This window comes from Pseudomonas versuta, from assembly GCF_001294575.1.
GTDB lineage: Bacteria > Pseudomonadota > Gammaproteobacteria > Pseudomonadales > Pseudomonadaceae > Aquipseudomonas > Aquipseudomonas versuta.
Genome location: NZ_CP012676.1, coordinates 4,518,903 through 4,532,602 on the forward strand (window position 1 = coordinate 4,518,903; position 13,700 = coordinate 4,532,602).

Annotated in this window: 12 protein-coding genes; 2 read left to right on the top strand and 10 right to left on the bottom strand. The window is 55.2% G+C overall.

The features are described from left to right. The 10 genes from AOC04_RS20200 to rpmH all read right to left on the bottom strand — a co-directional run bounded on the left by AOC04_RS20200 (position 1) and on the right by rpmH (position 10,471). Positions 1 to 873 (bottom strand): ParB/RepB/Spo0J family partition protein, encoded by an 873-nt coding sequence (locus tag AOC04_RS20200; RefSeq protein ID WP_060696342.1) that lies wholly within the window; start codon positions 871 to 873, stop codon positions 1 to 3. 9 nt (positions 874 to 882) lie between these two features. Next, complete coding sequence (locus tag AOC04_RS20205; RefSeq protein ID WP_003437990.1) at positions 883 to 1,674, bottom strand: ParA family protein; 792 nt, start codon at positions 1,672 to 1,674, stop codon at positions 883 to 885. A gap of 18 nt (positions 1,675 to 1,692) precedes the next feature. Further along, positions 1,693 to 2,337 carry a 16S rRNA (guanine(527)-N(7))-methyltransferase RsmG gene (rsmG, locus tag AOC04_RS20210; RefSeq protein WP_060696343.1) on the bottom strand — a complete coding sequence of 215 codons (645 nt, stop codon included), beginning with the start codon at positions 2,335 to 2,337 and terminating at the stop codon, positions 1,693 to 1,695. After that, the gene (mnmG, locus tag AOC04_RS20215) at positions 2,334 to 4,226 is read right to left on the bottom strand and encodes a tRNA uridine-5-carboxymethylaminomethyl(34) synthesis enzyme MnmG (RefSeq protein ID WP_060697001.1); all 1,893 of its coding nucleotides are present in this window, start codon (positions 4,224 to 4,226) and stop codon (positions 2,334 to 2,336) included. The genes rsmG and mnmG overlap by 4 nt, the downstream gene beginning before the upstream one ends. Positions 4,227 to 4,727: 501 nt before the next feature. Continuing rightward, a complete protein-coding gene (locus AOC04_RS20220; protein ID WP_060696344.1) occupies positions 4,728 to 6,344 on the bottom strand; it encodes an ABC-F family ATP-binding cassette domain-containing protein in 1,617 nt (538 codons plus the stop codon). Positions 6,345 to 6,535: 191 nt separating this feature from the next. Beyond that, on the bottom strand, positions 6,536 to 7,912 hold the full coding sequence (gene mnmE, locus AOC04_RS20225; RefSeq protein ID WP_060696345.1) for a tRNA uridine-5-carboxymethylaminomethyl(34) synthesis GTPase MnmE: 1,377 nt from the start codon (positions 7,910 to 7,912) through the stop codon (positions 6,536 to 6,538). Between the two features lie 80 nt (positions 7,913 to 7,992). Next, on the bottom strand, positions 7,993 to 9,678 hold the full coding sequence (gene yidC / locus AOC04_RS20230) for a membrane protein insertase YidC (protein ID WP_060696346.1): 1,686 nt from the start codon (positions 9,676 to 9,678) through the stop codon (positions 7,993 to 7,995). 2 nt (positions 9,679 to 9,680) lie between these two features. Next, positions 9,681 to 9,926, bottom strand: coding sequence for a membrane protein insertion efficiency factor YidD (gene yidD / locus AOC04_RS20235; RefSeq protein WP_003437980.1), 246 nt, complete (start codon positions 9,924 to 9,926; stop codon positions 9,681 to 9,683). After that, positions 9,919 to 10,320, bottom strand: a complete 402-nt coding sequence (gene rnpA / locus AOC04_RS20240; RefSeq protein WP_029612709.1) for a ribonuclease P protein component — start codon at positions 10,318 to 10,320, stop codon at positions 9,919 to 9,921. The genes yidD and rnpA overlap by 8 nt, the downstream gene beginning before the upstream one ends. Positions 10,321 to 10,336: 16 nt before the next feature. Further along, positions 10,337 to 10,471, bottom strand: coding sequence for a 50S ribosomal protein L34 (gene rpmH, locus AOC04_RS20245; protein ID WP_003213577.1), 135 nt, complete (start codon positions 10,469 to 10,471; stop codon positions 10,337 to 10,339). Positions 10,472 to 11,034: 563 nt separating this feature from the next. On the opposite strand from rpmH, the gene dnaA reads away from it, so the two are divergent. Both dnaA and dnaN read left to right on the top strand, forming a co-directional pair. Then, on the top strand, positions 11,035 to 12,543 hold the full coding sequence (gene dnaA / locus AOC04_RS20250; RefSeq protein WP_060696347.1) for a chromosomal replication initiator protein DnaA: 1,509 nt from the start codon (positions 11,035 to 11,037) through the stop codon (positions 12,541 to 12,543). 38 nt (positions 12,544 to 12,581) lie between these two features. Beyond that, positions 12,582 to 13,685, top strand: coding sequence for a DNA polymerase III subunit beta (gene dnaN / locus AOC04_RS20255; RefSeq protein WP_060696348.1), 1,104 nt, complete (start codon positions 12,582 to 12,584; stop codon positions 13,683 to 13,685). Positions 13,686 to 13,700 lie beyond the last annotated feature (15 nt).

Here is a 13,700-nt window from a genome sequence, read left to right on the forward strand (position 1 = left end):
TCAGCGGATGTGAGCAAGCACCCCTTGAAGCTCGTCAAGAGAGTTGTAACCAATTACTAACTGGCCCTTTCCCTTCTTTCCGTGGCGGATCTGCACCGCAGAGCCTAGGCGCTCGGCCAGACGCTGCTCGAGCCGGGTAATATCCGGATCAGCTTTGACCGGTTCAGCAGGCTCTTGCTTGCCGCTCAACCACTGGCGAACCAGAGCTTCGGTCTGACGCACTGTCAGGCCGCGTGCGACAACGTGTCGCGCCCCTTCAACCTGTTGATTTTCAGGCAAACCGAGCAATGCCCGAGCATGACCCATTTCAAGGTCGCCATGGGACAGCATGGTTTTGATCACTTCCGGCAATGAAATCAACCGTAACAAGTTAGCCACAGACACTCGGGACTTACCCACAGCATCGGCCACTTGTTGCTGAGTCAGCTGGAACTCTTGCTGCAAACGTTGCAAGGCCACAGCTTCCTCAATCGGATTGAGGTCTTCACGCTGGATGTTTTCGATCAATGCCATCGCGATGGCAGTTTCATCCGGCACATCTTTGACCATCGCCGGGATAGTGTCTTTACCCGCTTGCTGGCTTGCGCGCCAGCGGCGCTCACCGGCAATGATCTCAAAACGCCCGCCAGCGATCGGACGCACCACGATCGGCTGCATCACGCCCTGAGACTTGATCGAACTCGCCAGTTCTTCAAGTGCCTGGGGGTCCATGTCTCGACGAGGCTGGTATTTACCGCGCTGGATCAAGTCCAGAGGCAAATGTTGCAGTTCGCTTTGATCGACCTTGACCGCTTGCTCTTCCAGCGAGCTGACCGTAGGACCACTCAGGAGAGCATCCAGTCCGCGTCCGAGACCTCGTTTCTTGACGGCCATGGGATTTCCTTAAGTTGGCTGAGCAGTGCGGGAGGTACGACGTTGACGACGAACCAGCTCGCCCGCCAGGGCAAGGTAAGCAATCGCGCCACGGGAGTTTTTGTCATAGGCCAGAGCAGGCATGCCGTAGCTTGGCGCTTCTGCCAGACGAATATTGCGCGGAATCACGGTGTCATAAAGTTGCTCACCGAAGTGTTCCTTGAGCTGGGCCGAAACATCGTTCATCAGACTCAGACGCGGATCGTACATGGTCCGCAGCAAACCTTCGATTTTCAGGTTCGGGTTCAACAGCTCAGCGATACGCTTGATGTTATCCACAAGATCGCTCAAGCCTTCAAGTGCGAAATACTCGCACTGCATGGGGATAATTACCCCATCGGCAGCAACCAGGGCGTTCAAGGTCAGCATCGACAGCGACGGCGGGCAATCAATCAGGATGTAGTCGTAGCTCTCACGAACCGGCGCTAACGCAGTACGCAGACGGCTTTCTTTCATCTGCATTTCGAGCAGCACGACCTCTGCCGCAGTCAGATCGCGGTTAGCCGGCAACAGCTGGTAACCACCGTGCTCGGAGTAGTGCATGGCTTCGGCCAGATCACACTCACCGATCAACAGGTCGTAAACCGAATTCTCGAGACCATGTTTATCCACACCGCTACCCATGGTGGCGTTGCCCTGTGGATCGAGGTCGATCAGCAGCACGCGGCGCTTGGTCGCGACCAGCGATGCTGCGAGGTTGATACAGGTGGTGGTTTTACCCACACCACCCTTTTGGTTCGCTATTGCGAATACCTTAGCCATTCTTGCTTGCGTTCCCAATCATGCCGTGCGGCGCAGTATCAGCAGATGGCGTTGGCCTTGGCAACCCGGAACGGTCAAGGCGTGTTCGCCATCGAGACGAAAATCAGACGGCAATGCTACCAGCTCATCAGCCGGATGAACGCCCTTCATTGCCAACCAGCGCGTTTCGCTGTCACCCAGGTGACGCGTCCAGTTGCTGAAGTTTTCCATACTGCTGAAAGCCCTGGACACAATTCCAGTGAACGGCTGTGCAGGCTGGAAGTCTTCGACACGACTGTGGATAACTTGCAGGTTATCCAGCTTGAGCTCGAGTTTGACCTGAGTCAGGAAGCGGGTTTTCTTGCCGTTGCTGTCCAGGCAAGTCACTTGAGACCCGGGAAACAGGATTGCCAAGGGAATCCCCGGCATGCCGCCGCCACTACCAACGTCCAGCCAGCGGCCGTCTTCGATGAAAGGCATCACGCTCAGACTGTCGAGCAAATGGCGTGAAACCATTTCGTCCGGGTTACGCACAGCCGTAAGGTTGTAGGCCTTGTTCCATTTGATCAACAGGGCGAGATAAGCCAGCAACTGCTGGTGCTGGCTCTCGGTCAGAGTGACGCCCAGCTGGCGTGCACCTGTGGATAACTCTTCAGCGTGTTGTGCGGTAACCAGCGAACTCAAGCGTTTTGCTCCAACTTGCGGCCAGCGCCGCGTTTTTTCAGGTGAATCATCAACAGGGAAATCGCTGCGGGTGTCACACCGGGAATGCGCGAAGCCTGGCCCAGCGTCTCGGGACGCGTAGCACCCAGCTTGCTCTGGATCTCTTTCGACAGCCCGGAAATGTTCGTGTAATCGATATCCACAGGCAGCTTGGTGTTTTCACTGGCCCGCAGACGGGCAATCTCATCCTGCTGACGATCGATGTAACCGGCGTACTTGGTCTTGATTTCAACCTGCTCGGCGACCAGGGGATCGGTTGCGCCCTGCCCGGTCACTTCGATCAGGCCGACGTAGTCAATTTCAGGACGGGTCAGCAGGTTCAGCAAATTGTATTCATGGGTCAAAGGCGTACCAAACCGGGCTGCAATGGCATCACCCTGTTCAGTACCCGGGCGAACCCAGGTGCTTTTCAAGCGTTGTTCTTCCTGCTCGATGCTTTCGCGCTTGGTGCAAAACGCCGCCCAGCGAGCGTCATCAACCAGTCCAAGCTCGCGCCCTTTTTCGGTCAGACGCATATCGGCGTTGTCTTCGCGCAGGATCAGGCGGTATTCGGCACGGGAGGTAAACATCCGGTACGGTTCTTGAGTTCCCAATGTAATCAGGTCGTCAACCAGCACTCCGATGTAGGCCTCGTCGCGACGCGGGCACCAGCTGTCTTTGCCCTGTGCAAGCAATGCGGCGTTGGCACCAGCGAGCAAACCTTGCGCCCCGGCTTCTTCGTAACCTGTAGTGCCATTGATTTGTCCTGCAAAGAACAAACCGCCGATCACCTTGGTTTCGAGGCTGTATTTCAGGTCGCGCGGATCGAAATAGTCATATTCGATGGCATAGCCCGGACGCACGATGTGGGCGTTTTCCATGCCACGGATCGACTGCACGATCTGGATCTGTACATCGAACGGCAAGGAAGTGGAAATCCCGTTCGGATACAACTCGTGAGTCGTCAAACCTTCCGGTTCGATAAAGACCTGATGGCTTTCCTTGTCGGCAAAGCGATGGATCTTGTCTTCGATGGATGGGCAGTAGCGCGGACCAATGCCTTCAATCACACCCGAATACATGGGTGAGCGATCAAGGTTGGCCGCAATGATTTCGTGGGTGCGGGCGTTGGTATGGGTAATCCAGCAACTGACTTGTGCCGGATGCTGTTGTTTGCTCCCCATGAACGACATCACTGGAATCGGGGTATCACCCGGTTGTTCGGTCATTACCGAAAAATCTACCGAGCGGCCATCGATACGTGGAGGAGTGCCGGTTTTTAGGCGACCTACCCGTAGCGGCAGTTCACGCAGGCGCTGTGCCAGGGCAATCGAAGGTGGATCACCGGCCCGGCCGCCTGAATAGTTCTGCATTCCGATGTGGATAAGTCCACCGAGGAAAGTACCTGTGGTCAAAACCACGGCATCGGCCATGAAACGCAGGCCCATCTGGGTCACTACGCCACGTACCTGATCCTGTTCAACGATCAGGTCATCAGCCGCTTGTTGAAATATCCACAGGTTGGGCTGGTTTTCCAAAATTTCACGTACTGCAGCCTTGTAGAGGATGCGGTCAGCCTGTGCACGGGTTGCGCGCACTGCCGGGCCTTTGCGGCCATTGAGTACGCGGAACTGAATACCGCCTTTATCGGTGGCAATAGCCATCGCGCCGCCCAGGGCATCGATCTCTTTGACCAGATGGCTTTTACCAATCCCGCCAATTGCAGGATTGCAGCTCATTTGCCCGAGGGTTTCCACGTTGTGGGTCAACAGCAGGGTTTTTACGCCCATGCGTGCTGAAGCAAGTGCAGCCTCGGTTCCGGCGTGACCGCCGCCGATGACGATCACTGCAAAACGGGAAGGGAAATTCACCACGCACCTCGTGCCTGTTTCTAGGGGATTTTGGATAGACCGCAAAGTATAGGGACTTCGCCCTTCTTAAAGAACCCTTTGCACAAAATTTAACCAGCTGTGGATAAGGCAAGATAGATAAATAAATAGAGAAGAAATTTATAAAGCTTTGTTTTTATGTTTATTACTACTGAGCGACCTATCTGTGGATAGAATGCTACAGACCTTTAAAACCGTACTGTACAGAGATTCAAAAATCTGTGGCTAGGTGCCAATGAGGGGTTTGGATAAGTGCTTTAAGCTTGTGGATAAAGGTGTGCCTTATCCACAGGGGTAGTTATATCCAGTTTTAAGGCCTACTTACCCACTGAGCTAAGGGGTAGTTATCCACAGGGCTTATTCCGTTGATTCAGCAGTTTTGAACCAATAAACAGGCAGCCGAAAGGCGCTTGAATGACTATTTCAGCAAGCGGCCTGACGATCGGTAGGTATGAAAAGCGAAAAAGACTGAAATCAAAGACATCAGACAGAGGTGTTCAGCCAGCCTGAGGTCGAGGCCTCCAACCTGTGGGTAATTCCAATTGCGTGTAAAAAAGCTTCGTCGTGGGAAGTGACGATTAACGTCCCCCTGTACTGCTTCAGCATCGACTCAAGCGCCTCTATGGAAGGCAGGTCGAGATGATTGGCTGGTTCATCAAGCAATAAAAGCTGTGGGGGCTGTTGTGCATAAAACACGCAGGCCATCGCAGCCTTCAACCGTTCACCGCCGCTGAGTTGTGCACAAGGCTGGTTAACCCGTTCAGCGTTCAGGCCTAATTGCGCCAGCCGGGTGCGTAACTCACCGTCGGTAAGCTCCCGGTTCAGAGCACGCAACTGTTCAAGCACTGACACCCCTGGCTGTAAAAATGTCAGATGCTGGTCGAGATAAGCCGCCGGCACGCAGGTACGAGCCACGCCTGATATCACAGGAAGCTGACTGGCCAATACTTTGAGCAAGGTTGACTTGCCGCAACCGTTTGGCCCCACAAGTGCGATTCGCTGGCCACGCATCAGGGTGAGATTGACCAACCGCAGCTGCTTAGCACCTTGTGGCAAGCGAGCATCGACCAACTCTGCTATTTGCACCGGAGCGCTCAGGCTGGCCGCAGGTGGATACACAAAGACGGCTTGCTGTTGCTCCACCTGACGCGCAGCCAAGCGCACCTGCGTTGACAATGCCTGGCCTGCAGCGTCTTGCTGTAGTCGTAACTTGCCACTGCTGCTCTGGCTGCGTTCCTTTTGCCGACCCAGCAGGATCTTCGCCTGGTTGCTGCCACTGGCCTGTTGCTTGCCCCGGGCTTGCCTGCGCTCAAGGCGCTCCCTTTGCTCACGCAGGGCATGCTCTTCACGCTTGCGCTCAACCTTGGCCGATGTCAGTTGCTGCAGCGCAGACTGTTGTTGCTGGTCTTTGGCCTGTGCATAAAACGAAAAATTGCCGCCATAACTGGTCAGTCCCAGGGAGGACAGTTCAACGATGCGCTCCATATGCTCCAGCAATTCGCGGTCATGGCTGATCACCAGCAACCCGTTGGGCCACTGCTGCAGTTGTTCATGTAATACAAGGCGGTGCTGGCGGTCCAGGTGATTGGAGGGCTCGTCCAGTATCAGCAAATCGGCTGCGGACAAAAAAGCGCCCATCAAGGCAACGCGCATGGCTTCGCCACCACTGAGCGCCGAAGCGGGTGTTGAAGGGGTTAGATTCGCGAGGTCGTTTTGGGCCAGTTGGTCGAGCAATTGCTGACGGATATTCCACTGATCGCCTACACAGTCGAAGTCCGATTGCGTAGTACTGCCCTGCTCGATCCGCTCAAGCGCGCAAAGAATGGGTCGCACGCCTGCCAGGTCGGCAACTGTCAGGTCAGGCTCAAGACTGATTTGCTGCGCCAGGTAATACACGGATCTATTGCGCTGACAGCGACCTGAGGAAGGCAGTTTGTTCCCGGCGATCAGACGCGCCAGAACACTTTTGCCTGTCCCATTGCGCCCGATCAGGCCTGTGCGGCGCTGGTCGAGAAGCAAGTCAAGGTCAGAAAACAGCGGGCTACCGTCGGGTAGCTGATAAGAAACGCTTTCAAGCGTCACATAGGTAACGTGAGTCATATGCACTCCAAAGATGCCCAGAACTGCCCCTGCTGTGAGGGGAATAAGAACTGGCCGCAAGAATCGCGGCGGCATCAATGACGCATTGGACTAATACCTCTGTGGGAATGTGGTGGGTGAAACTATGCCGAAGACTGTAGGAGCGAGCTCTTAACTGCTCGTGAGCAAGCTCGATCCTACAGGAATCTGGGCTATTTGCCGATGCAGAAACTGGAGAATATCCGCCCCAGCAAGTCATCCGAGCTGAATGCCCCGGTAATCTCACCGAGCGAATGCTGAGCCTGACGCAAATCTTCCGCAAGCAATTCCCCGGCCCCCGCCAGGGTCAGCTGTGCCCTGCCGTGCTCAAGGGCATCACTTGCATGGCGTAACGCTTCCAGGTGACGACGGCGCGCGCTGAAGCTGCTCTCAGAGGTCTGCTCGTAGCCCATGCAGGCCTTGAGATGATCGCGCAGCAACTCAAGACCATCACCTGCATCCGTGGATCGTGCGCTCAAGCTGATGGTCACGTGGCCATCTGCACTGACCTCCAGGCGAATATCTTCTCCGGTGAGGTCTGCCTTGTTGCGGATCAAGGTCACTTTGGCCGGGTCCGGACGCTGCTCCAAAAACTCGGGCCATAAAGCAAACGGGTCATCGGCCTCAGGCGCAGTCGCATCCACAACCAGCAAAACCCGGTCAGCTTCGCCAATGGCCTTCAGCGCTCGTTGTACGCCGATTTTTTCGACCTGATCGTCGGTGTCGCGCAGACCTGCAGTGTCTACCACGTGCAACGGCATGCCATCGATGTGGATATGTTCACGCAATACGTCACGGGTGGTGCCGGCGATTTCGGTCACAATGGCGGCTTCGCGTCCGGCGAGCGCGTTGAGCAAGCTTGATTTTCCCGCATTGGGCCGGCCGGCAATTACCACGGTCATGCCATCACGCAGCAATGCGCCCTGACCTGCTTCACGCATCACGGTGGATAACTCTTCGCGAACCTTGTCCAGCATCCCCAGGACGTGGCCATCGGCCAGAAAGTCGATTTCCTCTTCCGGAAAATCGATGGCTGCTTCGACGTAGATACGCAAACCGATCAGTTGTTCGGTCAAGTTATGCACACGTTGCGAGAAAGCGCCCTGCAAAGAACGCAAAGCATTGCGCGCAGCCTGTGCAGAACTGGCTTCGATCAGGTCGGCAATGGCTTCGGCCTGGGCCAGATCGAGCTTGTCATTCAAAAATGCGCGCTCGCTGAACTCGCCCGGGCGTGCCAGGCGGCATCCCAGTTGAATACAGCGTTGCAGCAACATATCGAGAACGATGGGCCCGCCGTGACCTTGCAGTTCCAGTACGTCTTCGCCGGTAAAGGAGTTAGGCCCCGGGAAGTACAGGGCGATGCCTTCATCGAGCACCTCACGGTTTTCCCCGTAAAACGGGCCGTAGTGGGCGTAGCGCGGCTTCAATTCGCGCTCGCTGAATGCTTTGGCTGCGAGGCTTGCGAGCGGGCCGGAGATACGCACGATCCCCACACCACCTCGGCCTTGGGCTGTTGCCACAGCGGCAATGGTTTCAGCAGGAATACTCATAAAACTGGCCTCAAAACAAAAGTGATGGATAGCAAAACGCCCCACTAGGGGGCGTTTTGAGTGGTGCTCACCAGAGTAAGTTACTCGGCTGCTTTTTTGGTAGCAGCTTCAACCTTACGCGTGATGTACCACTGCTGAGCGATGGACAGGCAGTTGTTCACAACCCAGTACAGCACCAGACCAGCCGGGAACCACAGGAAGAAGAAGGTGAAGATGATTGGCATCAGCTTCATCACCTTGGCCTGCATCGGATCCGGAGGCGTCGGGTTCAGACGCTGCTGGATGAACATGGTTGCGCCCATGATGATCGGCAGAATAAAGAACGGGTCCTTGATGGAGAGGTCGGTAATCCAGAGCATGAACGGCGCCTGGCGCATTTCAACACTTTCCAGAAGCACCCAGTACAAGGACAGGAAGACCGGCATCTGCACCAGGATCGGCAAGCAGCCGCCCAGTGGATTGATCTTCTCTTTCTTGTACAGCTCCATCATGGCTTGCGACATTTTCTGGCGATCATCACCGAACTGCTCTTTCAGAGCGGCCAGTTTTGGTGCCACAGCGCGCATGCGAGCCATCGACTTGTAGCTGGCGGCCGACAGAGGGAAGAAGATCCCTTTGATCAGCATGGTCAGGAAAATGATTGACCAGCCCCAGTTACCTACCAGGCTGTGGATATGTTGCAGCAGCCAGAAGATAGGCTGGGCAATGAACCACAGGATGCCGTAGTCGACAGTCAGTTCCAGGCCTGGGGATAACTCTTTGAGTACACCCTGGCTTTTCGGACCGGCGTACAACGTAGCGCTGGTTTCAGCAGTTTTGCCCGGCTCAACGGTCAACGTTGGGCCAGTGAAACCGATGATGTAGTTGCCCTGGCTGTCTTTGCGGGTTTGAACAACGTTGGAATCGCCTTTCTGAGGGATCCACGCAGTTACAAAGTAGTGTTGCAGCCATGCAACCCAGCCACCTTGAACGGTTTCTTTCAGCTGGCCCTTGTCGATATCTTTCATCGACACTTTTTTGTACGGCTCAGAACTTGTCCACAGGGCGGCGCCCAGGTAAGTCGCAGTGCCGGTGGCGGTGCTGGAAGAAGGATCGGAGCTGTTGTCGCGTTTCAATTGCGCGAACAGGTTGCCGTTCCACGGCTTGGCGCTCTCGTTATCAATCAAATAGCTGACTTGAACATCGTACAGGCCACGCTTGAGCGTGAAGCGTTTGATGTAGTTGATCCCGTTTTCGCTGAATTTCAGGTCAACGACCAACTGATCCTGGCCTGGAGCCAGTTCATAAGTCTTTTTATCTGTGCTGAAAACCGGGCGACCAGCAGCGCGGGCATCCGGTCCATCAACACCAGTCAGGCCGCTTTGGGCCAAATAGGTGCGTTCGTTGCCGTTATCGAACAGCTGGAACGGAACATCCGGGTGGTCCTGGCGACGTGGATAAAGCGGCAGACGCAACTGGGCAATGTCGCCACCCTGCGGATCAATCGCAATGTCCAGAACATCCGTTTTTATGTGGATGAGGTCTTTGCTTGCAGCCACCGGTGTTTCAGCCACAGTGCTGGTTTCGCCATTGGCGGTTGGTACATCGGCACTATTGGAAGCGTTGTTACCTGAAGCCGTGTCGGGCAAAGCCGGCGCGGTTGTGCTGCTGGCGGCAACATTCTGAGTCGGCAGTGCAGCTTGACCGTAGTCCTGGTTCCATTTCAGGACCATAACGTAGGACACGACTGCTAGAGCGACGATCAGGATCGTGCGTTTAATATCCATGATTACTCGGCCATCGAAGAAGAACGGGAGGTAGGGATAGGTGGAACCGGGTCGTAACCACCGGGATTCCACGGGTGACAGCGACCTAAACGACGAAAGGTCAGCCAGCCGCCGCGAAGAACGCCATGATTTTCGATGGCTTCCAACGCGTAGCAGGAACAACTGGGGTAGAAACGGCAGTGGCTGGCCATCAAAGGACTAATGGCATAACGATAAAACTGGATCGGAACGAGCACCAGTTTACGCATCAGGACTGCCTACCCCTACAGTTTCGGTTTTAACTGCTGGAACTGGCGCGTTACGGGCCAGACGCTTCCAGAGTTTGCCGAAATGCTGAATCAATTCGGGGTTCTCTACGTCACCCAAACCTTTGCGCGCGACGATAACGATATCCCAACCAACCAGTAAATCCTGGTGGAGACGAAACGATTCACGCATCAAACGCTTAAGGCGATTGCGCTCAACGGAGAGCTTTACGCTCTTTTTACCGATCACTAACCCCAAACGGGGGTGATCGAGATCGTTGCTACGCGCAAGGAGCAGGAGATTTTTCCCCGGAACCTTGCCGGTGGGGGAGTCAAAGACTGCCTTGAAATGTCGGGGAGTGAGTAACCGCTTTTCCCGACTGAAGTCCTGACTCACCACCATTGTCTGATTATCAAACTGCCAGACGTGCACGGCCTTTGGCGCGGCGACGCGACAGGACTGCACGGCCGTTTTTGGTTGCCATGCGAGCACGGAAACCGTGAGTGCGGGCGCGTTTGATAGTGCTTGGTTGGAAAGTACGTTTCATGTCGTGCTACCTGGTTCGTCCACAACGGGCCGGAATGGCCCCCGTTTTAAGAGACCGGCGATTCTAGAGAAAGCAAGCCGATAGGTCAATTTCCAACCAACGTTTACTGCTAAATAGATGTTTGCCCTTTTGCACAGCCGTTTCATCAACCAACTATAAAAATAAAGAAACGAAGTATTTAAAGCTCTTTTATAAAGCTTATTAAACTTAGGGAAGCCATCTTCTGTGGATAACTCATTACAGCCCAGATAGATCAATGCTTTCAGAGGATGACAACACTGTCGAGAAGCCGTGCTCTGCCTGTGCTGCACCCTCGGATAAGCTGTGTACCAAAGGGCTATTTATCCACAGGCCAGTTATGCACAGAGCTTAGCCCCCACTTGTGCAACGAGCTTAGGCCCGCTTATCCACAGAGCTTATGCACATACCATTTGTCGCTTTGTTCACAGCAAAAAGACGAATCTCTCCTTATAGGCAGGCAACCTACATGTGGATAAGTGGACGAGTGCTCGCTACAATGGCGCCTGTTTTTGCCTCACCGGCTTTCAACTTAGGGGATATCCGTGTCAGTGGAACTTTGGCAGCAGTGCGTAGAACTTTTGCGCGATGAGCTGCCTGCCCAGCAATTCAACACCTGGATCCGTCCACTACAGGTCGAAGCCGAAGGCGACGAGTTGCGCGTGTATGCACCCAACCGCTTTGTTCTCGACTGGGTCAACGAGAAGTATCTGAGCCGTTTGCTCGAACTGTTGAATGAGCACAGCAATGGCATGGCGCCAGCGCTGTCCTTATTAATAGGCAGCAAGCGCAGTTCAGCACCTCGTGCTGCACCCAATGCGCCACTGGCGGCTTCGGCTTCGCAACAAGCCTCGGCCCCGGCAAGCGCACCGGCTGCTACTGCTCCTGTACAGGCGCCCAACCCCAAGCAGGCGGCTCAAGCAAGCGAAGAACCTTCGCGTGCCAGTTTCGACCCGATGGCAGGCGCGAGTTCACAACAGGCACCTGTACGAGCCGAGCAGCGTACGGTTCAGGTTGAAGGCGCGCTCAAGCACACCAGCTACCTGAACCGCACCTTTACCTTCGAAAACTTCGTAGAAGGCAAGTCCAACCAACTGGCCCGCGCTGCTGCGTGGCAGGTAGCGGATAATCCCAAGCACGGTTACAACCCGCTCTTCCTTTATGGCGGTGTTGGTCTGGGTAAGACTCACTTGATGCACGCGGTGGGTAACCACCTATTAAAGAAGAACCCGAATGCCAAGGTCGTGTACCTGCATTCCGAGCGTTTTGTAGCCGACATGGTCAAGGCCTTGCAGCTCAACGCAATCAACGAGTTCAAGCGCTTCTACCGTTCGGTAGACGCCTTGCTGATCGATGATATTCAGTTCTTCGCGCGCAAAGAGCGATCTCAGGAAGAGTTCTTCCACACCTTCAACGCCCTGCTTGAAGGCGGTCAGCAAGTCATCCTGACCAGTGACCGTTATCCGAAAGAAATTGAAGGTCTTGAAGAGCGTCTCAAATCACGCTTCGGCTGGGGCCTGACCGTTGCTGTCGAACCGCCGGAGCTTGAGACCCGGGTCGCGATCCTGATGAAGAAGGCTGATCAGGCCAAGGTCGATCTGCCTCACGATGCTGCGTTCTTCATTGCCCAGCGTATCCGCTCCAACGTGCGTGAGCTCGAAGGTGCGCTCAAGCGTGTCATCGCTCACTCGCACTTTATGGGACGTGACATCACCATCGAGCTGATTCGCGAATCCCTTAAAGACTTGCTGGCGCTACAGGACAAACTCGTCTCTGTGGATAACATCCAGCGCACAGTGGCCGAGTACTACAAGATCAAAATTTCGGACCTGCTGTCCAAGCGCCGTTCGCGCTCGGTGGCACGACCACGCCAGGTCGCCATGGCACTGTCCAAAGAACTGACCAACCACAGCCTGCCGGAAATCGGCGACGTGTTTGGTGGTCGCGACCACACCACGGTCTTGCACGCATGCCGCAAGATCAACGAACTCAAGGAATCCGACGCGGACATCCGCGAGGACTACAAGAACCTGCTGCGAACTCTGACAACCTGATGACACCAGCGCAGCTTATTAAGGCAAGGGACTAGACCATGCATTTCACCATTCAACGCGAAGCCCTGTTGAAACCCCTGCAACTGGTCGCAGGCGTTGTTGAACGCCGCCAGACCTTGCCGGTATTGTCCAACGTGCTGTTGGTTGTCGATGGCCAGCAACTGTCGCTGACCGGTACCGACCTTGAAGTCGAACTGGTAGGTCGGGTACAGCTTGAAGAGCCGGCTGAGCCAGGCGAAATCACCGTACCTGCGCGCAAGCTGATGGATATCTGCAAAAGCTTGCCTAACGATGCCCTGATCGACATCAAGCTTGACGATAACAAGCTGGTGGTCAAGGCCGGACGCAGCCGCTTTACCCTGTCCACCTTGCCTGCCAACGACTTCCCGACAGTGGAAGAAGGCCCGGGTTCGCTGACCTGCAACTTGCAGCAAAGCAAACTTCGCCGCCTGATCGAGCGCACCAGCTTCGCCATGGCCCAGCAGGACGTGCGTTACTACCTCAATGGCATGCTGCTGGAAGTATCGGCCGGAATCATCCGTGCCGTGGCTACTGACGGTCACCGTCTGGCCATGTGCTCGATGAAAGCCGATATCGGCCAGCCGGACCGCCACCAGGTCATCGTACCGCGCAAGGGTATTCTTGAACTGGCGCGTCTGCTGACTGAGCCAGAGGGTGAAGTCAGCATCGTTCTGGGTGCTCACCACATTCGTGCCACCACCGGCGAATTCACCTTCACTTCCAAACTGGTAGACGGCAAGTTCCCGGACTACGAGCGTGTTCTGCCTAAAGGCGGCGACAAGATCGTGATTGGTGATCGTCAGGCCTTGCGTGAAGCGTTCAGCCGTACTGCGATCCTGTCCAACGAGAAGTACCGTGGTATCCGTCTGCAACTGGCCAATGGCCAGCTTAAAATCCAGGCCAACAACCCGGAGCAGGAAGAAGCGGAAGAAGAAGTGGGTGTTGAATACAACGGCGGCTCGCTCGAAATCGGCTTTAACGTGAGCTATCTGCTGGACGTGCTGGGTGTGATGACCACTGAACAAGTGCGTCTGATCCTCTCCGACTCCAACAGCAGCGCGCTGGTGCAAGAGTCGGACAACGATGACTCTGCCTACGTTGTTATGCCGATGCGTCTGTAACTTATGCACAGCCCA

Coding starts and splice junctions, on each gene's coding strand:
- AOC04_RS20200 (WP_060696342.1), bottom strand. CDS start 873: ATGGCCGTCAAGAAACGAGGTCTCGGACGCGGACTGGATGCTCTCCTG.
- rpmH (WP_003213577.1), bottom strand. CDS start 10,471: ATGAAACGTACTTTCCAACCAAGCACTATCAAACGCGCCCGCACTCAC.
- AOC04_RS20205 (WP_003437990.1), bottom strand. CDS start 1,674: ATGGCTAAGGTATTCGCAATAGCGAACCAAAAGGGTGGTGTGGGTAAA.
- mnmE (WP_060696345.1), bottom strand. CDS start 7,912: ATGAGTATTCCTGCTGAAACCATTGCCGCTGTGGCAACAGCCCAAGGC.
- yidC (WP_060696346.1), bottom strand. CDS start 9,678: ATGGATATTAAACGCACGATCCTGATCGTCGCTCTAGCAGTCGTGTCC.
- dnaN (WP_060696348.1), top strand. CDS start 12,582: ATGCATTTCACCATTCAACGCGAAGCCCTGTTGAAACCCCTGCAACTG.
- yidD (WP_003437980.1), bottom strand. CDS start 9,926: ATGCGTAAACTGGTGCTCGTTCCGATCCAGTTTTATCGTTATGCCATT.
- AOC04_RS20220 (WP_060696344.1), bottom strand. CDS start 6,344: ATGACTCACGTTACCTATGTGACGCTTGAAAGCGTTTCTTATCAGCTA.